The sequence below is a fragment of the Thioalkalivibrio sp. AKL6 genome (assembly GCF_000376905.1).
In the GTDB taxonomy this organism is placed as follows: Bacteria; Pseudomonadota; Gammaproteobacteria; order Ectothiorhodospirales; family Ectothiorhodospiraceae; genus Thioalkalivibrio; species Thioalkalivibrio versutus.
In genome coordinates this window covers 98,834-118,372 of sequence record NZ_AQXS01000010.1, presented here as the reverse complement: position 1 = coordinate 118,372, position 19,539 = coordinate 98,834, and the positions used below count along the sequence as shown (strand labels likewise).

At 65.9% G+C, this 19,539-nt stretch carries 22 protein-coding genes; 10 read left to right on the top strand and 12 right to left on the bottom strand.

Annotated elements, in window-relative coordinates; all coding sequences use genetic code 11:
• Positions 1–181: 181 nt before the first annotated feature.
• From D575_RS0108575 to D575_RS0108565, 3 genes are all read left to right on the top strand, one after another.
• The gene (locus D575_RS0108575) at positions 182–1,951 is read left to right on the top strand and encodes an EAL domain-containing protein (protein WP_026182095.1); all 1,770 of its coding nucleotides are present in this window, start codon (positions 182–184) and stop codon (positions 1,949–1,951) included.
• Between the two features lie 631 nt (positions 1,952–2,582).
• Positions 2,583–2,741 carry a DUF3309 family protein gene (locus tag D575_RS14070; RefSeq protein WP_018145506.1) on the top strand — a complete coding sequence of 53 codons (159 nt, stop codon included), beginning with the start codon at positions 2,583–2,585 and terminating at the stop codon, positions 2,739–2,741.
• Positions 2,742–2,853: 112 nt separating this feature from the next.
• Positions 2,854–3,168: a BON domain-containing protein gene (locus D575_RS0108565; protein ID WP_018145505.1), complete on the top strand. Its 315-nt coding sequence runs from the start codon at positions 2,854–2,856 to the stop codon at positions 3,166–3,168.
• Positions 3,169–3,295: 127 nt separating this feature from the next.
• On the opposite strand, the gene D575_RS0108560 is transcribed toward D575_RS0108565, so the two are convergent.
• From D575_RS0108560 to D575_RS0108545, 4 genes are all read right to left on the bottom strand, one after another.
• A complete protein-coding gene (locus D575_RS0108560; protein WP_026182094.1) occupies positions 3,296–5,848 on the bottom strand; it encodes a chemotaxis protein CheB in 2,553 nt (850 codons plus the stop codon).
• A gap of 22 nt (positions 5,849–5,870) precedes the next feature.
• Positions 5,871–6,479, bottom strand: a complete 609-nt coding sequence (locus D575_RS0108555) for a PAS domain S-box protein (RefSeq protein ID WP_018145503.1) — start codon at positions 6,477–6,479, stop codon at positions 5,871–5,873.
• A gap of 136 nt (positions 6,480–6,615) precedes the next feature.
• Positions 6,616–6,792: a CsbD family protein gene (locus D575_RS0108550; protein WP_018145502.1), complete on the bottom strand. Its 177-nt coding sequence runs from the start codon at positions 6,790–6,792 to the stop codon at positions 6,616–6,618.
• A 736-nt stretch (positions 6,793–7,528) separates the two neighbouring features.
• The gene (locus tag D575_RS0108545) at positions 7,529–8,569 is read right to left on the bottom strand and encodes a fatty acid desaturase (protein ID WP_018145501.1); all 1,041 of its coding nucleotides are present in this window, start codon (positions 8,567–8,569) and stop codon (positions 7,529–7,531) included.
• Positions 8,570–9,261: 692 nt separating this feature from the next.
• Here D575_RS0108545 and D575_RS0108540 point away from each other — a divergent pair.
• From D575_RS0108540 to D575_RS0108530, 3 genes are all read left to right on the top strand, one after another.
• The gene (locus D575_RS0108540; RefSeq protein ID WP_018145500.1) at positions 9,262–9,915 is read left to right on the top strand and encodes a Crp/Fnr family transcriptional regulator; all 654 of its coding nucleotides are present in this window, start codon (positions 9,262–9,264) and stop codon (positions 9,913–9,915) included.
• Positions 9,916–10,241: 326 nt separating this feature from the next.
• On the top strand, positions 10,242–10,562 hold the full coding sequence (locus tag D575_RS0108535) for a rhodanese-like domain-containing protein (RefSeq protein WP_018145499.1): 321 nt from the start codon (positions 10,242–10,244) through the stop codon (positions 10,560–10,562).
• A 5-nt stretch (positions 10,563–10,567) separates the two neighbouring features.
• Entirely contained in the window at positions 10,568–11,299 is a 732-nt protein-coding gene (locus tag D575_RS0108530; protein ID WP_018145498.1) for a glycosyltransferase, read from the top strand.
• Positions 11,300–11,330: 31 nt separating this feature from the next.
• On the opposite strand, the gene D575_RS0108525 is transcribed toward D575_RS0108530, so the two are convergent.
• The 5 genes from D575_RS0108525 to D575_RS0108505 all read right to left on the bottom strand — a co-directional run bounded on the left by D575_RS0108525 (position 11,331) and on the right by D575_RS0108505 (position 14,540).
• Positions 11,331–12,152, bottom strand: coding sequence for a universal stress protein (locus D575_RS0108525; RefSeq protein WP_018145497.1), 822 nt, complete (start codon positions 12,150–12,152; stop codon positions 11,331–11,333).
• Between the two features lie 15 nt (positions 12,153–12,167).
• On the bottom strand, positions 12,168–12,461 hold the full coding sequence (locus D575_RS0108520; RefSeq protein WP_018145496.1) for a CC/Se motif family (seleno)protein: 294 nt from the start codon (positions 12,459–12,461) through the stop codon (positions 12,168–12,170).
• A complete protein-coding gene (gene arsB / locus D575_RS0108515; protein ID WP_018145495.1) occupies positions 12,458–13,549 on the bottom strand; it encodes an ACR3 family arsenite efflux transporter in 1,092 nt (363 codons plus the stop codon). The genes D575_RS0108520 and arsB overlap by 4 nt, the downstream gene beginning before the upstream one ends.
• A gap of 30 nt (positions 13,550–13,579) precedes the next feature.
• Positions 13,580–14,050 carry an ArsI/CadI family heavy metal resistance metalloenzyme gene (locus D575_RS0108510; RefSeq protein ID WP_018145494.1) on the bottom strand — a complete coding sequence of 157 codons (471 nt, stop codon included), beginning with the start codon at positions 14,048–14,050 and terminating at the stop codon, positions 13,580–13,582.
• A 112-nt stretch (positions 14,051–14,162) separates the two neighbouring features.
• Complete coding sequence (locus D575_RS0108505; protein ID WP_018145493.1) at positions 14,163–14,540, bottom strand: helix-turn-helix transcriptional regulator; 378 nt, start codon at positions 14,538–14,540, stop codon at positions 14,163–14,165.
• 233 nt (positions 14,541–14,773) lie between these two features.
• On the opposite strand from D575_RS0108505, the gene dapC reads away from it, so the two are divergent.
• Genes dapC through D575_RS0108485 form a run of 4 tightly spaced genes read left to right on the top strand, consistent with a single transcriptional unit; the run spans position 14,774 to position 17,721 of the window.
• On the top strand, positions 14,774–15,967 hold the full coding sequence (dapC, locus tag D575_RS0108500; RefSeq protein WP_018145492.1) for a succinyldiaminopimelate transaminase: 1,194 nt from the start codon (positions 14,774–14,776) through the stop codon (positions 15,965–15,967).
• Between the two features lie 45 nt (positions 15,968–16,012).
• Complete coding sequence (dapD, locus tag D575_RS0108495) at positions 16,013–16,834, top strand: 2,3,4,5-tetrahydropyridine-2,6-dicarboxylate N-succinyltransferase (protein ID WP_018145491.1); 822 nt, start codon at positions 16,013–16,015, stop codon at positions 16,832–16,834.
• On the top strand, positions 16,827–17,180 hold the full coding sequence (locus D575_RS0108490; protein ID WP_018145490.1) for an ArsC family reductase: 354 nt from the start codon (positions 16,827–16,829) through the stop codon (positions 17,178–17,180). Before dapD ends, D575_RS0108490 begins: the two co-directional genes overlap by 8 nt.
• A 13-nt stretch (positions 17,181–17,193) precedes the next feature.
• Positions 17,194–17,721: a DUF2062 domain-containing protein gene (locus tag D575_RS0108485; protein ID WP_018145489.1), complete on the top strand. Its 528-nt coding sequence runs from the start codon at positions 17,194–17,196 to the stop codon at positions 17,719–17,721.
• Positions 17,722–17,728: 7 nt separating this feature from the next.
• Here D575_RS0108485 and D575_RS0108480 read toward each other — a convergent pair whose 3' ends face one another.
• Genes D575_RS0108480 through D575_RS0108470 form a run of 3 tightly spaced genes read right to left on the bottom strand, consistent with a single transcriptional unit; the run spans position 17,729 to position 19,519 of the window.
• Complete coding sequence (locus D575_RS0108480) at positions 17,729–17,950, bottom strand: hypothetical protein (protein ID WP_018145488.1); 222 nt, start codon at positions 17,948–17,950, stop codon at positions 17,729–17,731.
• Positions 17,938–18,720, bottom strand: coding sequence for a type III pantothenate kinase (locus tag D575_RS0108475; RefSeq protein WP_018145487.1), 783 nt, complete (start codon positions 18,718–18,720; stop codon positions 17,938–17,940). The genes D575_RS0108480 and D575_RS0108475 overlap by 13 nt, the downstream gene beginning before the upstream one ends.
• On the bottom strand, positions 18,713–19,519 hold the full coding sequence (locus tag D575_RS0108470; RefSeq protein WP_018145486.1) for a biotin--[acetyl-CoA-carboxylase] ligase: 807 nt from the start codon (positions 19,517–19,519) through the stop codon (positions 18,713–18,715). The genes D575_RS0108475 and D575_RS0108470 overlap by 8 nt, the downstream gene beginning before the upstream one ends.
• Positions 19,520–19,539 lie beyond the last annotated feature (20 nt).

The window sequence follows — 19,539 nt, the reverse complement described above, 5'->3', positions numbered from 1 at the left end:
TGGTGGTACACGCAGACGGCCACGAGGCGTGCCGAACCCCGAATGCGACAGGGACGATACCATGAGGCTTGAGTACCAGATGAGGGATGAGTACCAGACCAAGAACGCATTGCGGCGCGCGGCGGAGGCCCGCCTCGCAAGGGTCGCTTCCCGGGAGCCCCCCGAATCGACCCAGGCGCTCGTGCACGAACTCCGGGTTCATCAGATCGAACTGGAGATACAGAACGAGACCCTGCGTCAGGCCCAGCATGAACTGGAGGAATCGCGTAACCGCTATGTCGATCTCTTCGAATCCGCCCCTGTGGCCTATGTGATCCTTGCGCGCGATGGCCGATTGACCGACGCCAATCAGCTCGCCACCCGGCTCCTGGGCCTCACCCAGGCACAGTTGCTTGAACATTCCTTCGACCAGTTCATCGCTTCCTGCGACCGGGGGCGGTGGCAGGAACGGGCCGCGGCCGTGTGGGCGGGCCGCCTCGACGCACCCCAGGAGCACGAACTTCTACTCCAGAATGCGGAGGGCTCACAGTTCCCGGCCCAACTGCAATGCGGCGCACTGGACCGCTCCCACACCGGGACCACCATGCGCATCGCGTTCTTCGACATCACTGAGCGCGCCGAGGCCGCGGCAGAGATCCACCGGCTGGCCTATTTCGATGCGCTGACCGGCCTTCCCAACCGTCGGCTCCTGCTGGACCGCCTGGCCCAGACGCTGGCGGCATCCGAGCGCAAGGGCCTCTACGGCGCGATCGTGTTTCTCGACCTCGACGATTTCAAGGTGCTCAATGATACCCGGGGTCACGACGCCGGCGATCGGCTCCTCGCCGAGTTGGGACAGCGCCTGCGTGCCGGGCTGCGCGAAGGCGATACCGTGGCGCGCATGGGTGGAGACGAATTCGTGGTCATCCTGGATGGCCTGGGGCCGACGCGGGACAGCGCCGCCCTGCTCGCCCAGAGCATTGGCGAGAAACTGCGTCAAAGCATTGCCGAGCCCGTCGATCTCGGCGACTTCGCGTTCCACTGCACGACCAGTATCGGCGTGCGCCTGTTCGGTCCGGGCGAAGCCGAAGAAGAATTGCTCCAGCATGCCGATCTGGCCCTGTACCGGGCGAAATCGGCCGGACGTAACCGGGTAATCTTCTTTGACCCGTCCATGCAGGCAGTGCTGGATGCCCGGGGCATCCTGGAGGACGCACTGGGCCAGGCGCTAAGCAAGGGACAGCTCGAACTCCACTACCAACCCCGGTTCGATGGAACACGGCGCGTGGTGGGGGCCGAGTCGCTGCTGCGCTGGCGACACCCGAAACACGGATTGATGGCGCCTGGCGCCTTCCTCGGGATGGCCGCGCAGACGGGTCTGATCCTGCCCATCGGACGCTGGGTGCTGGAGATCGCCTGCGCCCAGCTCGCCGCCTGGGCGCAGGATCCCGCTACCCGCGAACTTACCCTGGCGGTCAATATCAGTGCGCTGGAGTTCCGGCAGGCCGATTTCATCGATCAGGTCCGCCAGGCACTGGAGTCCACTGGCGCCAATCCGGAAAGGCTGACCCTGGAGCTGACCGAGGGCGCGACCCTCGACAGCAGTGAAGCGACCATCGCGCGGTCGTGCCAGCTCATGGACCTCGGCGTTCGCTTATCGGTGGATGACTTCGGAAGGGGGTGGTCGTCCCTGTCTCGCCTTACTCGGCTGCGGCTGCAGGAAATCAAGATCGACCGATCGCTGGTGGCCAACATGGGTCAACCGGGGAATGACGCCACCCTGGTTTCGGCCATCCTCGCCCTGTCCAAGAGCCTGGGGCTCGCGACCGTTGCCGAAGGCGTAGAAACCGAGGCACAGCGCCGTCTCCTCGCCGATCAGGACTGCGATACCTTCCAGGGTTTCCTGTTCAGCGCGCCACTGCCACTGGACGATTTTCAGCGGCTATTGCGCAAGGCAGGGCCGTGCCCTTAGCCGTTGCGGCGAGCAGCGCTCGTCGAGGTTCGGCTCCGCATTTTCTGTCGCAGCCGTTCCTGCCCGCTCCAGACTCTGGCAAGGGCACTCCTGGAGAAGACAGGGCCATCGCCCCCGTCTGCGCAGCTACCCGTGCGGTCAAGGGCATCACCGGGGGCGTTTCCGAGCTCGTTGGCGGTCATGATCACTCCTCTCTCCGGACCGAATGCGCGTTCCATAGCGCGGACAGCCCTCCTCATTCTGGCTTCCCCAGGCAGAAAGCCGCCAACCCGCTACCCGGGCTGACCCGGCTTGGGCAAACGCGACCGGACAAGAATGCCATGCCCCTGCGGACGACTCTGTTCGCCGCCGAACAAAACAACCTTCCCTTCCCTGCCTTGCCCCTCCGATCGGTAACCGGACCAGGCGCGGCGCACCGCCCGTTGGTCGACAAGTTGGGGGCCCACGCGCCGGTTGAACTCAAGCCGGCCCGCCTGCCCCGCAGTAACGCCGGATCTTTCTCGCTTGCGGAAAGGCCCGCTATGTGTGCGGGATCGTACAGACAGCCCATCGGCCACGCGCCAGACTTTCTCACAGGTGCTGGTCAAGAAGACCCGGCCACAAAAAGGCCCACAACACTGAGTGAAACGCCATGACACTGGGAACCATTCTGCTCATCGTCCTCGTCCTGCTGTTGATCGGCGTGATCCCGACGTGGCCGCATAGCCGGAACTGGGGTTATGCCCCGGGCGGGGTAATCGGCGTGGTGCTGATCATCCTTCTCATCCTGCTACTCACCGGCCGGATCTAGTCCCCATCGTTCCTGCCGACGGACATGCCGCCACCGACACCCCGAAGCCAAGGCAGCCCCGGACCGACACCGTCCACGGTGACTTGGTCCACACCCATCTGGAGAACAAGAAATGAGACAGTTGCGATATTTACCCCCGATCTTCCTGACCCTTTTGCTGGCCCTGCTCCTCGCGGGTTGCGCTGGATCGGGTGAACGACAGACGGTCGGCGAGTACGTCGACGACAGCGTGATCACCACCAAGGTGAAGGCGGCATTGTTCAACGAGCCATCCCTGAGCGGCTTCGAAGTCAGCGTCGAGACCTACGAGGGCCGCGTGCAGTTGAGCGGCTTCGTCAGTTCCCAGGAGGACATCAACAAGGCCGTCGAGATCGCACGTGGCGTCGAGGGCGTACGGTCGGTCGAGAACGACATGCAGCTCAAATAGCGGCCGGACGCGAACAGCCGGCCCCGATACGCACGCGCGGCCCCCCTGCCGAGGCCGCGGTGGCGCGCCGCCACTCGTCCATGCTCCATGACGGCCCGCCCATTGGGGCGGGCCGTCATCGGTTTGCCTACTCCCGCAACGCGGCTTCCAGCCTCTTGGTCTCGGTGATATCGACCATGGTGATCACCACCCCATCGATCACGTTGTCCACCCGCCGATAGGGCATGATGCGGACCGTGAACCAGCGCCCGTCGTCGGTCGTGATCTGTTTCTCCGAGACGGCCAGGGTGCGCAGGGTATCGCGGGCATCGTCATGCAGCTCCGGGTATTCCAGGCTGGTGGTCAGATCGCTCAGCGGCCGGCCGACATCGCTCTCCCGGAGTCGGAAGACCCGGGCCGCCTGATCGGTATAACGCCGGACATCCAGATTCTGATCCAGGAACAGGATGGCGATATCGATGCTGTTGAGCACGTTCTGCATGTCGCTCTGCGCGAGCGCGAGATCGTCCAGCTTGGCCTGCAGCTCGGCATTGATCGTCTGCAGTTCCTCGTTCATGGACTGCATCTCTTCCTTCGAGCTGTTGAGCTCCTCGTTGGTCGACTGCAGTTCCTCGTTGGCGGATTGCAGCTCCTCGGTCGCAGCCTGCGAGTCTTCCCGGGCCGTGCGCGCCTCTTCGCGCAAGGCCTCGATCTCGGCGCGGTATTGCTGCAGCTGGGCATCATGCGCCGCCGGCATGGGCCCCTTGCCCTTGTTCTTGTTCCCGCGCCCACCCCGCCCGGCCGTGCTCGGGGCCAGATCACGGAAGACGATCATGGTCATGCCCCGCAAGGGGGATGCGTCATGAAAGGCATGCACGGTGACATCGACGCGCTGCACTCCGGCGTGCGTGGACACTTCCAGGCTATGCAGATGCAGGGGGCGGTCGGCCTTCGCGGCCTGCTTCAACGCCCCGACCAGAGGTCCACCCAGGCCTTCGCGCGCCATGGCGAAGATATTCCAGTTAGCCTTGCCGGCGGCCGGCTCGAGGTACTTTCCGGTATGGCCGCTGACGTAGACGATATCCCCATCGGCGTTGAGCACCACCGCGGCCGGCGCATACACCTGCAGCAGGACCTGATCGGCCTCCGCCTGCAGCGCATCGGTGGGTTGGGAGGAAACCTCGGATGGGGACACGGGACGCTCCTTGCTCGGGCCCGACAGCGGCGGGAAGGCATGCAGCAGGAAATCACGCCCACCCATGTAGGTGTGATCCTGGCGCTGATAGAACCGCATCCGCGACTCGATCGGCGTGAACAGATGGTTGAATTGCCCGACGGTCTCGGAAGTCCCCAGAAACAGCACGCCACCCGGGCGCAGGGTGTAGTGGAACAGGGGCAGCAGCTTGCGTTGCAACACCGGCCCAAAATAGATCAGCAGGTTGCGGCAGGCAATCAGGTCGAGCTTGGTGAATGGCGGGTCGAGGATCACGTCATGCTGGGAGAACAGCACCATGTCCCGAATGCCCGGTATCACCTGATAGTGGTGTTCATGGGCGGTAAAGAAACGCTCCAGCCGTTCGGGCGACACATCGTCCGCGATCGCGAGTGGATACCGGCCCCGGCGCGCGGTCGCAATGCCGTCCGGACTCAAATCCGACGCGAAGATCTGCAGCGTGACGGCAGGCGGCGGCTGCGATCGCTCCATGACCTCGGTGAACACCATGGCCAGCGAATAGGCCTCCTCGCCGGTCGAACAGCCAATCACCCAGGCGCGAAGCTTCTCTGCCCCCTTCTGCCGCTCCAGAAGCCCGGGCAGCACCGTATCCGCCAGATACTCCCAGGCGGCGGGATCACGGAAGAAACGGGTCACGCCGATCAGCAGTTCCTTGAACAGCAGTTCGGATTCCTGCGCGTTGTGTTCGAGGAACGCCGCGTACTCCTCCAGCGAGGCGATGCCATGGATGGCCATGCGCCGTTCCGTCCGGCGCTGCAGCGTGCTGGGCTTGTACAACGAAAAGTCATGGCGAATCCGCTGCTGCAACGCGGCAACGATCCGTTCCAGAGGCGTGGAGCTATCCAAGGGGGGCGCCTCTTCTGAAACGACGCTCGCCTCGCGCACGACGGCCAGGATCCGTTCCGGCAACTCGCTCGGCGTCGCCACGATATCGGCACACCCCGCATTGATGGCGCTTCGGGGCATCGAGTCGAACTGCGCCGATTCTGGGTCTTGCACCGCCGTCAGGCCGCCCACGGCCTTGATCGCCTCCAGGCCCGCCGTTCCGTCCGAGCCCATACCGGAGAGCACGACACCGATGGCGCGTTCGCCTTGCCCACTGGCCAGCGACGAAAACAGGATATTGACTGGCAAGCGCATGCCCCGTGGCTCCGCGGGTGCGGCCAAATGCAGTGTCGTGCCGACCACGGTGAGTTCCGTGTTCGGCGGAATCACATACACGTGACCCGGTTCGATGCGCATCCCCTGTTCGGCCGCACGCACTGGCATGGCCGTAACCCGCTGCAGCAGTTCGGGCAGCAACCCCTTCTGGGTGGGATCAAGATGCTGCACCACGACACAAGCAATGCCGCGATTCGGCGGTATGCGGTGCAGAAACTCCTCCAGCGCGACCAGACCGCCGGCCGATGCCCCGATTCCTATAATGCGCACCGCCTCCGGAGCATCGACAGGGGAACGGTTACCCATACTCAGCGCCTCTCGGGCAGACTCATCGCGGCGATGATTCGCACCTCGAGACGATCAGCAATACGTCCTCGCCCCCCGGGCCCAGGCTCGCGGTGATTCGCAAAAGTTCTGCGCCATTACCCCCTCGGCCGCTGGATTCGACCGAGCAGCAGACACCCCCGGCGCCTTCCCGGCACGCTTCAACCACGCCCTGGATCGCCGACTGGCTGCCCTGCGCGAACCACGACGCCAGGGGCGCGCCCTCGAGTCCATCCGGTGCCGTACCGAGCAGCTCCGCTCCGGCGCGATTGCCTTCGCGGATTCTTCCATCGAGCCCGACCACCAGATACCCCACCGGCGCAAACTCATAGAGACTTCGATAACGCGCCAGGGCCTGGTCCAGCTCCTCCTGGTCGGTTCTCAGCTGGAAATTCTGCAGATCCAGCTCGACCTGGTGGGTCTGCAGTTCACTCAGCAGCCTGAGGGCATCCGCGGCGGTATCGGGGTCACTCGCCAGGCGGTAAAGGAGCGTCAGCGAATCCGGGCCAACCGTCCAGCCACCGGTAGGCGGAGCCGAACCCTCTTTAAGCCGGCACTCCGCCTCATGGCGCAATTGCAACTGTCTCTCGAACTCCGGGCTCAGCTTCCGCATCGGTCCTCCAGTCAAATCCATCCCGAGGTCACCGCCCCTGGTGCGCGCATAATAGCCCGGTGCCGGGCCGCTCTGCTTCCCGGCGGACGCACCGCGTTCGCAGCCGGTGACCGGTTTCACTCGCGGAAAGTCCGGGTCAGGTGGAATCCTTGATGTCCTTCTTCAGGTCGCCATATCCCGCCTGGAGCTTTCCACCCGCCTTCTGAGCGCTTCCTTTCACTTCCAGTTCCTTGTTGCCAACGACCTTGCCGGCGGTCTGCTTTGCCTGGCCCTTCGCCTCTTCGACGCGGCCCTTGATCTGGTCCTTGTTCATGTTGTTCTCCCGTTAACGGTTGTGGATAAAAAGGAGTCACGTCCGGGATCACCGCCCGGCCCACCCGCCAATCACTTACGGGGGCCCGACCCGCATCCCGGATGCGGTCTCCGGCGTGTTCGAGCCACCGCCCACGTTCTCGGTGTTTAGCCAGCGTCAAGCTACGTGAGCGCCAAGCCCCGCGTCTGTCTGTTGCCGAACAAAACCCGGCAGCGGAACACAACCCGTCCTACTTCGGCATGCGGCCATGCGGGTGTCTGTGCGCGACAAGCAAGCCAATGCAGTGATGACCTCGAAGCGTGCGCGGCCCGCTCGCATGAGTCCCGAGACGCCCTGTGCGGTGCCGCACCGACGGGCAATCCGGCCACGCATACGCTTAAAGGCGAATCACGGGGTTCGGACAGCCTGTCGCCGAACCCGTCCAACCAGGAAAAAGCTCATGAACCAGATCATCTACATCGTCGGCGCCATCGTTATCGTCCTGTTCATACTGGGATTCTTCGGACTCCGATAGGACCCGCATCGTCGCCGCGGAGGGTTTGCCCGCAGCTTTGCCGGGCCGCCGAACAGCCCGCCGGTCATTCGGGGGAGCAGCCACAGGCCCCCATCCGTCAGGCAGGGTGCGCCATCCGACATGGCCGGTTGCGCGCCAGGGAGACCCTGATCCATTCGCACGTCGCGCACCGGTGGCCGACGCACGCGTCGAGCGCCCTGCCGGAGACCCCGCTCTGCATGCCTACGCGCGTACCGGAGGCGTCTCCGTGCTTGCGTGCTCGAAGGGCACCAGACGCTGCCGTTCCTCGTCCCACAGGGCGAGCCGGGCGCAATGGAGGCTTTGCTTCAGCGTGACACGGCTGATCTTGCGAAGCTGCGGATGGTCTTCCAGCACCTCGGGCAATCGGTAGAACGGAATGCGGCTGGCGAGATGGTGGACGTGGTGTACCCCGATATTCGCGGTCATCCAGCGCAACACCGCAGGCAGCTCGTAATAAGAACTTCCGTAGAGCGCCGTTTCCTGGAAGCTCCACGCCTCGTCGTGCGCCCAGCGCGTATTCTCGAACTGGTGCTGGACATAGAACAGCCAGACGCCGATCGAACCCGCCAGAACCGCGATCGGCAGGTGCACCAGGAGAAAGGTGCCCGCACCCACCAGCCACATCATCGCAACGACGACCAGCGCAATGCCTGCATTGGTACCCATGGTGCTCACCCAGGGCATCCATCCCGCGCGCAGGAAGCCGACAGGAACGCGATTGTTCAACATGAACAGGTAGACCGGACCCAGCCCGAACAGGATCAGCGGATGCCGGTACAGCCGGTAACGCAGGCGTTGCGAGGCAGACAGGGCCTGGTATTCCCGCACACTCAAGGTATCGATGCTCCCCTCGTCCGCGCGATCCAGATTGCCGGAGTGCGCGTGATGGAGGGCATGCGTGTGGCGCCAGAAGTCGTAGGGCGTGAGCGTGAAGATGCCCAGCGCCCGTCCCACCCAGTCATTCGCGCGCCGGGACGGGAAGAATGACCCGTGCCCGCAGTCATGCTGGATCATGAACAGCCGCACGAGAAATCCGGCAGCGGGAATGGCCAGCACCAGGCCAACCCAGTAGCCGGCGCTCACACTGGCCCAGGTCAGAAACCAGAAAAGTCCGAACGGGATCACAGTAACGACCAGTTCAAACACGCTGCGCGCGAGAAGCGGCGTACGATAGGCGGCCAGGGCACGCTGTAACGCTCGGGGATCATCGGCGGTTTCGACAACCGCTGCTGGTGGTTCCATGCTGAGGCTCCGTACTTGGCTCGACTCCAGCGGCCGGGTTCGCAACCCACCGCCGGCGAGCCGGTTTCTAACACCGGGCTTTCGGTCTCGATACTAGGAGCGGGTCCGAAAGCCGTACACTTCCAACCTATACTGGGGCCAGGCGCGTTCACCGTATGTTCGATCCCGCACATTGCGCCTGCTGCACCATGGCAGCTTCCGCTCCGCCCCCCGCGAGCCTTGTCGTCTGTTCGCCTCCGCAAGTTCGTGCAGACGCCCTGGTCACGCCCATTGGACACGCACATTGAACGTGGAACGTCCAAACCTCTGTAGCATCCGGGTGTTACTCGATCTACCCGCCATTCAGGCTCGGGTGCACACACGCCAGTGGTCCGGGGCGCCCCGCATCAGGGACGAGCCCCCTCGGGGAACATCTGTCGAACTCACGTTCCCTGTGAACCGCGCATTGACCCCTTGCACCTGTACGTCTATTAATGTGATAGGCGATGCAACCAATCGAGCCCTGCGTACGTCAGTACACGCAGCGGAACAGTTGCGGTCGCGGCAATCGGGGGGGCGTCTATGTGCCGACGGAACCTCATGGCAGGAGGCCTGGAATGCCGTACGCCAGTAAAACTCGCGAGAACCACCTACTCGCAGGACTTCCGCTCGACGATTACGCGCATCTTTCCCCGCACATGGAGGCGGTACCCATGCCGCTGGGGGAAGTCCTGGCCGAGCCCGGACACCCGATGCGCTACGCCTACTTCCCCACCACGGCCATCGTGTCCCTCCTCAACGTGATGCAAGATGGCGGAACGACCGAAGTTGCCGTGGTTGGATACGAGGGCATGATCGGGGTCTCCTTGTTCATGGGCGGCGAAAGCACATCCAGCCGCGCGGTCGTGCATAGCGCCGGACACGGGTTTCGGCTGAAGGCCCAGGTCCTGAAAGACGAGTTCACCCACGGCGGTCACATGCAGCAATTGCTGTTGCGCTATACCCAGGCGCTGCTGACCCAGATGGCACAAACGGCGGTATGCAACCGTCATCACACCCTGGACCAGCAACTCGCCCGCTGGCTGCTGCTGAATCTCGACCGTCTGCACGCGAACACCCTCGAAATGACCCAGGAACTGATCGCGCATATCCTGGGCGTGCGCCGGGAAGGCATCACCTGCGCCGCCGGAAAACTGCAAAAAGCGGGCCTGATCGAGTACCACCGCGGGCACATCACCGTGCTCGACCGGCCCGGTCTGGAGGCGTGTGCCTGTGAATGCTATGCGGCGGTCCGGGCGGAATACCATCGTCTGCTGTCGACGACGCCTGATCTGCAGACGGGGCGCCGATTAAGCGTGTCTCGCTGACAGCCCCCCGATCGCCATGGATGCAGCGCCTCTGATCCCAGGCCCATCCACCACCGAACGTCGCGGGTCCGGACGCCATTCGCATGCTCTCGCACGCCTCCCCATCGCCGCAGTTATACAAGAACCGCCGCAACCTCCAGCCAGCCCTCCTGCCGCAAACCGGACGATGCGATCCCGGGCGCCTCGACCCGCCGTGCCCATGAATGGGTGTCTCCCTCCGCGACAGCATGCCGGTCGATCCCCCTCGACGCGGTAATGATCGTGTTTCTTGCGCCCCGGCCCGCCGCACCCTAGCGTGGCGGGCTAACTCAGGCACGGATCGACCCATGCGCCAGATGTCTCCCCGAGAACTACAGGACTACCTCGCCCAGGCGGAGAACCCGCCGCTGCTCCTGGATGTCCGCGAGCCCTGGGAATACGAGCACTGCCACATCGGGGGCTCGCAACTGCTCCCGATGGGCCAGATCCCGACGGCCTATCAGGATCTGAACGCCGAGGACGAGATCGTGGTGATCTGCCACCACGGGGTGCGCAGCCAGCAGGTCTGCAGATTCCTGGACCGGGCCGGATTCCAGCACGTGATCAACCTGACGGGCGGCGTCGATGCCTGGGCGCGCGATGTCGACCCCCACATGCCGACCTACTGACCCACGTGTCCCGCAGACCGGCCCTGTCGATCATCATCCCGGCCTGGAACGAGGCCGAATGGCTACCACGCACCCTGGCGGCGGTGCAGGAAGCGCTATCCGGCATTGACCGGAACAGCGAGATCATCGTGGTCGACAACGCCTCGACCGACCGCACGCCACAGATCGCCCAGGCCGCGGGATGCCGCGTCGTGTTCGAACCCGAGCGCCGCATCAGCCGCGCCCGCAATGTCGGCGCGGCCGTAGCCTGCGGCGATTACCTCCTGTTCGTCGATGCCGACACCTGGCCCGACCGCGCCCTGTTGCAGGCAACACTGGACGCGCTGGACAGCGGCGAGGTCTGTGGGGGTGGCGCGCGGGTGACCTTCGACCACCTCAGCCACCGGATCTATCGCTGGGGTGCCACCGCGTGGAACACCCTCTCCGCGCGCCTGGTTCTGGCGGCTGGCTGCTACGTCTTCTGCACCCGCGAGGCCTTCGCGGCGGTGGGCGGCTTCAGCGAGGCCGTGTACGCGGGGGAAGAGGTGTTCCTGTCCCGCGCGCTGAAACGCTGGGGCCGCGCGCACGGCCAGCGCGTCGAGATCCTGGAAACGCCCGTACTGACCTCCGGCCGCAAGGCGGACTGGTTCCATCCAGGTCGCCACATCCTCGTGGTGACGCAGGTGCTGCTGTTCCCCTGGAGCCTGCGCTCACGCCGCCTCAGCTGGTTCTGGTACACCCGCCCACGCCGGCATTAACAAAGCACATCGAACTCCAGAACTTGGCCTCTCAGGATGATGGCACCAGCAGCGTCAGGCGCCGGGCCTGGCGGCATACCGCCTCGGCCGTGCTGCCCAGCAGCAGGTCCGTGACCGGGTTGCGGCCGCGCTTGCCGATGACCACGAGATCCGCGGCCTTTTCCTCGGCCACCCGACCGATCACGACCGAGGGCTTGCCCTGGCCGACGAGCACGGTGTCGCAGGGGCGCTCACCGGCCCGCTGCGCCAGCCCCTCGACGTGGGCCTCGATGGTCCGGCGCTCCTCGACGCGTTCGGGATCATCGTCCCAACGCCCGACCGCCACCACCACCCCGCGCCGACACTGAGGCAAGACCTGGAGGAAGACCTCCTCGGCAGCCGCTGCGGCCTTCGAGCCATCCGTCGCCAGCAAAGGGCGACACACCGGGGCCTCGGCCAGTGCCACATCGCCGCCGGTGGGTGCCAGCAGCAACGGGCGCCGGGCGCGGCGCGACAGATCCAGCACCGTGCTACCGAGCAAGATGTCGCGCAGCGAGCTGTGACCATGGCTGCCGGCCAGGATCACGCCGGCACCACGCTCTCGGGCCACACGCTCCAGTTCGGAGGCCACGGCGCCCGCGCAGACGGCCGTATCGATCTCGAAACCTCGCTCACGAAACCGGGCGGCCATTTCCTCCAGGCGCTCTTCGTAATACGGGCCATGCCCCAGCTCGGGGGCCTGGGTGTACCCCCCGACCAGCACGTGGACCAGGGTCAGCCTGCGGCAGCCTAGCGCTCGCAAGCGTTCTAGCTGGCCCTCCAGACGGGCCGAGGCGGGCGAGAAGTCGACTGCAACCAGAACATGTTCGAACATCGCGCTCTCCAGCCTTTAGTTTTGGCTTTGGCCCATTTCGCCTTCCACCACCAGCCGGCGCCAGCGAAACAGGCCCTCCCCATCAATACGATAGGGACCCGCACCGAGATCATCGGCGACGAAGACCCGGACGCCATCGATCTCCCGGACGGTATAACCGTTCGCATTACGCGGTGCGCCCGGTTCGGCCACCGGCGCCGCGGCCTGGCCGCCACAGCAGCCGTGGCGCGTAGACAACCGCAGCGTCACCTCGCCGCCCTGCCCGGCCAGCCAGTCGCGTGCCGCATCGGTCAGGGTAACCGTGGTCATGCCGGTTTCCCCTCGATGTCCGCCGGGAACCAGTGGCGAGTGCGATTGGCGATGCGCACCAGCGCCAGCATCAGCGGCACCTCGACCAGCACACCCACCACGGTCACCAACGCCGCACCCGACTGCAGGCCAAACATCGCGATCGCCGCGGCCACCGCCAGCTCGAAGAAGTTGCTCGCGCCGATCATCGCGCCGGGGGCCGCCACCGCATGCCGCACGCGCCACGCCTTGGCCCAGTAATAGGCGATGTAGAACACCAGGAAGGTCTGGATGATCAGCGGGATCGCGATCAGCACGATATGCCCCGGGTTCTCCAGGATGCGCTCGCCCTGGAAGGCGAACAGCAGGACCAGCGTCACCAGCAGGCCGATCGGCGTGACCGGGCCCAGACGCTTCATGAACACGTTGTCGAACCACTCGATGCCCTTCTTGCGGATCAGCCAGATGCGCGTCAGGTAGCCGGCGACGAATGGAATGACGATGTACAGCAGCACCGACAGCGCGACCGTGTCCCAGGGCACGTGGATGTTGGACACGCCCAGCAGGAGCACCACGATGGGGGCAAAGGCGAACAGCATGATGATGTCGTTCACCGCCACCTGTACCAGGGTGTAGGCGGCATCCCCGCGGGTCAGGTAGCTCCAGACGAACACCATCGCAGTACACGGCGCCGCGCCGAGCAGGATCGCCCCGGCCAGGTATTCACGCCCGAGGTCTTCCGGGATCCAGGCGGCATACACCACCATGAAGAAGAACCAGGCGATCGCGAACATGGTGAACGGCTTGATCAGCCAGTTCACCGAGGTGGTAATCGCCAGGCCCTTCGGCTCCCGGCGCACGCCGAGGATGGCGGAGAAGTCGATCTGCACCATCATCGGGTAGATCATCGCCCAGATCAGGATGGCCACCGGGATCGACACCTGCGCGTACTCCCATTGCGACAGCGTCTCCGGAACGACGGGCAGGAGCTGCCCCAGGGCGACGCCCGCCACGATGCACAGCGCCACCCACACGCTCAGGTAGCGCTCGAAGATGCCCATGCCTTCCTTCGTCGAGATCTCCTCGACGGAGGCGTTCCGGTCGGTCATTGCTTTCTCCGTATCTGCCGGGGTGAAGCGTCAGCCGCAACCCTTGGCTTCATCGTCACGGTCTGGCTGGCACGAGACGCTTGATGTCCCTTCCGGTACACAGCAGTCACCGGTCCCTTCATCCCGTGCGCCGAACATCGGGATGCTCCCGAGCGTGTGATAACTCTCCCACGCGATCCCGGCCGGATCGGTGGTCCAGTACTTGTCGGATTGCGCGTAGCAGCAATGCGTGCCCATCTCCTCGTGCACGTCCGCGTCGATGGCGTCCAGACGCTGGCCCAGCTCCTCGAGCTCGGCCGCCTCTTCGGCCTGGATGCCGAGGTGGTTCAGGCCCACCGGCGCACCGCGGGCCGACACCGCGAAATTCACCCGCGGGTCCTCCAGCATCCATTTCGCGTAGTCGCCCTTGACCACGCTCGGCTCGGCCGCGAACAGCTGCGAGTAAAAGCGGATCGCCGGTTCCAGTTCCGGCACGGAAACGTGCAGGTGCATGCGCTTCATGGATCAGACTCCTTGATTCACTACATGTCGCGGATCGGCCCGGGGTCCCACTGGCCATCCCGGGTGAACCCGGTCCGGCTCGGTTGTTGCGGTCCCCACCCGGGCGCGTGGTCTATCGGACGTGCCGGCCCGGCACTTGCAGAGCCGCTGTGGCTTCCGTATCCCCTGCACAGTCCAGGGCCGCAGGCAACGCGCAGCCGTCGGCGTCGGCCGCACAGCAGTTTTCGGTCAGGTAGGCGACCAGGTCCTGCATCGCGTCGAGATTCACCCGATAGCGCTGGTAGCGCCCTTCCTGCGTGACCGTCAGCAGACCCGCCTGCGTCAGGGTCTTGAGGTGAAATGAGAGGTTCGTGCGCGGCAGTTCCAGGGTTTTGGCGATTTCGCCGGCGACCCGCCCATCGTGGCCATATCGCACCAGCAGGCGCACGATATCCAGGCGAATGCCGGAGGCCAGCGACTCGAACATGTGGGTGGCGGTGACCTTGTCCATAGGCCAATTTTTCAACGATCCTTGTATCGTTGTCAAGTGACAGGACCCAGTCGCCGTTGCCACGGGCGCGCACCTCTTTCTCAAGAACCGCCCGATGCCGCCCCGCACAGCCTGCAGGGTTTGCGCCGGGCCACCCGGTCGCCGCCGGTCTGTCGGGGTTTTCCCGCGGGGCATCGAGGCCCGGTATACTGCGCGGTCTCCCGTTCAACTCCGACCACGACGCCCGAGCCGCCATGAACCCGCGCCTGGACCGGCTACAGCCCTATCCGTTTGAACGCCTGCGCCGGCTGTTCGCGGACCTGCAACCGCCTGCGGACCGGGAGCCCATCGCACTGTCGATTGGCGAGCCGCGCCACGCACTGCCCGATTTCATCGAACCCGCCCTGCGGGCCTCCCTCCAGGGCTTCAACCACTACCCGACCACACGCGGCGAACCGGCCCTGCGCGAGTCCATCGCGGCGTGGCTGCAACGGCGCTTTGACCTCGGCAATGTGGATGCGGACCGGCAGGTGCTTCCGGTCAGCGGCACGCGCGAGGCCCTGTTCGCGATTGCCCAGGCGGTCGTGGCACAGAAGCCCGGCGCCCGCGTGCTGATGCCAAATCCGTTCTACCAGATCTACGAAGGCGCGGCGCTGCTCGCCGGGGCCGCGCCGGCCTTCTACGACCTGGCGCCGGAGAACAGCTATCTGCCCGACTTTTCGGCGGTCGACGCGGCCACCTGGGAGGACGTGCAGCTGGTCTACATCTGCAACCCGGGCAATCCCGCCGGGGCCTGCATGTCCGAGGCCGCGATGCAGGACCTGATCCGCCTGGCCGAGCGCCACGACTTCATCATCGCGGCGGACGAGTGCTACTCCGAGATCTACCACCCTGACGCCGAACCGCCGGCCGGCCTGCTGGGCGCTGCCGCCCGAATGGGCAATACCGCCTTCGAGCGCTGCATCGTCTTCCACAGTCTGTCCAAGCGATCCAACCTCCCGGGGCTGCGCTCTGGTTTCGTGGCCGGCGATGCGGCCCTGCTCGACCGCTTCGCGCTGTACCGGACCTACCATGGCTGCACCCTGCCGCCGCCGACGCAGGCCGTCAGCCGCGCCGCCTGGTCAGACGAGGCCCACGTGGCCGAGAATCGTGCCCTCTATGCCGAGAAATTCGCTGCGGTGGTCCCGATCCTGGAATCGGTGATCGACGTGCGAGCACCCGCCGCCGGCTTCTACCTGTGGCCGCGCGTGCCGGATGGTGACGACGAGGGCTTTGCCCGACGCCTCTACGGCGAGGCGGGGGTCACGGTCCTGCCGGGGCGCTACCTCTCCCGGACCGACCCGGAGACCGGGCACAATCCCGGGGCCGGACACGTGCGCATGGCGCTGGTCGCCGCGCCCGCCGCCTGCATCGAGGCGGCCGAGCGGATCACCGCGCTTTATCGTTAACGCCACTCATCAATTTATTTTTCATTGCCTTAAAGGGAATACCTAATGTCCGATATCCAGAGCACCATCGAAGCCGCCTTTGAACGCCGCGCCGACATCAACCCGCGCAACGTGGAAACCAACGTCCGCGACGCCGTGAACGAGGCGCTGGATATGCTGGACACCGGCCGTGCCCGCGTCGCCGAGAAAAAGGACGGCGACTGGGTGGTGAACGAATGGCTCAAGAAGGCCGTGCTGCTGTCGTTCCGTATCTCCGAGAACGAGTTCATCAAAGGCGGCTTCACCAACTACTACGACAAGGTCCCGTCCAAGTACGCGGACACCTCCAGCCGCGACTTCCGCGAGGCCGGCGTGCGCGTCGTGCCCCCGGCGACCGCCCGTCGCGGGAGCTTCATTGCCCCCAACACGGTGCTGATGCCGTCCTACGTGAACATCGGCGCCTATGTCGATGAAGGCACGATGGTGGACACCTGGGCCACGGTCGGCTCCTGCGCCCAGATCGGCAAGAACGTGCACCTCTCCGGCGGCGTGGGCATTGGCGGCGTACTGGAGCCGCTGCAGGCCGCCCCGACCATCATCGAGGACAACTGCTTCATCGGCGCGCGCTCCGAGGTGGTCGAGGGCGTGATCGTCGAGGAAGGCGCGGTCATCTCCATGGGCGTGTACCTGGGCCAGTCCACCCGCATCTACGACCGCGAGAACGACGAGATCCTCTACGGCCGCGTGCCGGCTGGCTCCGTGGTCGTCTCGGGCAACCTTCCGTCGAAGGATGGCAAGTACTCGCTGTACTGCGCCGTGATCGTGAAGCGCGTGGACGAGAAGACCAAGGCCAAGGTGGGCCTAAACGCCCTGCTGCGCGATGTCTGAGATCGCGCTCTACGGCATCGCCAACTGCGATACCGTCCGCAAGGCCCGCCGGTCGCTGGATGCGGCCGGCGTGGGCTATCGTTTCGTGGACGTTCGCAGGGACGGGCTGGAGGCGGATCGGCTGCGCGGCTGGGTCGACGCAGTCGGCTGGGAGACCCTGGTCAACCGGCGCGGCTCGACCTGGCGCCAACTCCCGGACGATCAGCGCGAGGGACTGGATGCGGAACGCGCCATCGCGCTGATGCTCGAACACCCGGCGCTCATCAAGCGGCCCGTCATCGAACAGGACACCGCGATCACCGTCGGCTGGACCCCCGAGACCGCGGCCCGGTGGGGAGCGGCCTGAGGCACCCGCGGCCATGCTGAGGCGGACCAGCATCCGTTGGCGGGCCTTGCGCTGGCGCGCCCACAACTGGCTGGCCCGTCATCCGCGCCTGCATGCCGGGCTGCATGCCGCCGGGAGCATGAAGAGCGGCCCGGAGGCGCTGGCCCGCGGGGTCGCGATCGGGCTGTTTATTGGCCTGACCCCCACGGTCGGCTTCCAGACCGTGTTGATCATCATTCTGTGCATTGCACTGGCGGGCAATTTTCCCACGGCGTTCGTGGCCTCGTTCGTCAGCAACCCCTTCACCGCCGCGCCGCTGTATTGGGGTTTCCACGAGCTCGGCGAGGCCGTGTTCTACTATGTCCCCCTGATCTCGCACGACCCCGACGCCTGGTATCTGCAGGGCATCGGGGACGAGATCACCTATACCCTGATGGGCAGCCTGCTGATCGCCACGCCAACCGCCATTGCCGGCTACTGGGCCTCCCGCCGCCTGTCGGCCGCCTGGCAACGCCACCGCGACCGGCGCCGTGCCGAACGCGCTGCACAGCGGGAGCGTTAGAGAGCCACTACGGGACCCCGCTCCGACGTCGTTCACGCCACACCGAATCACCCGGGTCCGGGTCATCAGCGGGCGCCTCCAGCCACGCATCCAGCAGCTCCACCTGGCCACCATTGCGCTCCAGCGGGGGCACGTCCGCGTAGGGATCGGGGTTGAGGCGGCCATCGTGCCAGGCCCAGGTGAAGTACCCCAGGTTCACCAACGCGAGAAACAGGATCAGCCAGCGCATTCGGCGCCCTCCCAGCGCGCCAGCTCCCAGAGGCCGTCCAGCACCAGGTTCGGGAAGATCGTGGACTCTGCACGCAGCACCGGCGCCAGCCAGTAGGCATCGCCCCCCGTCAGCCAGCAGGCCGCGCCCGCCCGCTCCACGGTCCGTGAGCGCGCGATCAACCCATCCAGCGCGCCGGCCAGCCCCAGGCTCCATCCGCGCTCCAGGGCCTCGGTGCTGTTCAGGCCCGGCGCGGTCTCCAGGTCATCCGGCCACTGCGTGGCCTCGCGCGGCGCAATGCGATCTGTCAGACGCGTCTGCAGCGCCTCCCAGCCGAGCTGGCGCCCCGGCAACAGATAGCCTCCCGCATGGCGACCGTCCGCCTCCAGTACATCCACGGTGACGGCGGTGCCCGCATCGACCAGGATCACCGGCGCATCGCAGCGGGCCCGCGCCGCGACCAGCGCGCAGTAGCGATCGACGCCCAACTGCCCCGCCGCATAGTCGATCCGCAGGCCATGCGGGCCGTTCGCCGGCACCGTCACCGCGTGTACCGGCGCGTCGATCCCGGCAGCCGCCAGTTCGACCGAGAACGCCGCCTCGCGCTCGCCGGGCCCGACCCGCGACAACCAGACGGCCGTGAGCGGGGCCTCGCGCGCCATCGAGGCCAGGCCACGGACACAACCGGCCGGGTCACGATTCGCCCCGGACCCCAGCACTTCGCCCTCCGCGTTGCGCACCTGCCACTTCACACGGGTACTGCCGATATCCACCAGGGCAATGTCAGACATGTTCGCAACTCCGTACCGAGACCTCGCCCGAATGCAGGTGCCGGATCGCACCGTCGTCGAACTGCACAACCAGGCAGCCACTCGCCGGATCGATTCCATGCGCCTGTCCGCGGACGCCGTCATCCAGGATTTCGATCGGCCGGCCGCGCAGGCAGTCCAGCCGTACCAGCTCACGCTCCAGCGGCACAAGCCCTTCGCCCATCAACAGCGGATGCAGGCGACATTGCTCCGCGATCACCCGGGCTGCAAGCTCCAGGAGATCCGGAACCGGGCCGGGGAGCTGGGTCGCGAGATCGGTCACCGCGCGCTCCAGCTCCAGGGCACCGGCGCCTTGCCGGTTGAGACCAATCCCCACCACCAGCCAGCCTGGCTGGCCACCACTCGCCGCGCGCTGCTCCACCAGGATGCCGCCCAGCTTGGCGGCATCGACCATCAGATCATTGGGCCACTTGAGCCGCACACCTTCCAGACCCAGCGCTTCCAGCGCACGGATGACCCCAATGCCAACCCCGACCGGATAGGCGGGCGGCACCCGCCCCTGCATGATGGGCCATGCCAGCGACAGCGCCAGGCTCGCCCCCGGAGGCGAATGCCAGACACGACCGCGCCGCCCGCGACCCGCTGTCTGGGCCTGCGCCACGCAGGCGCGTGGCAGATCGCCCGCCTCGGGGCGGGTCTCCAGCAGATAGCGGTTGGTCGAGTCCACCGACTCCAGCACCTCGACCGTCGGCGCCGTCACACCCGCCCCGTCGACCAGGCGTTCGACACGCGCTTTCAGGCGTGCGCTCTCCGGCGCCATAATGCAAACTGTGAACGCGG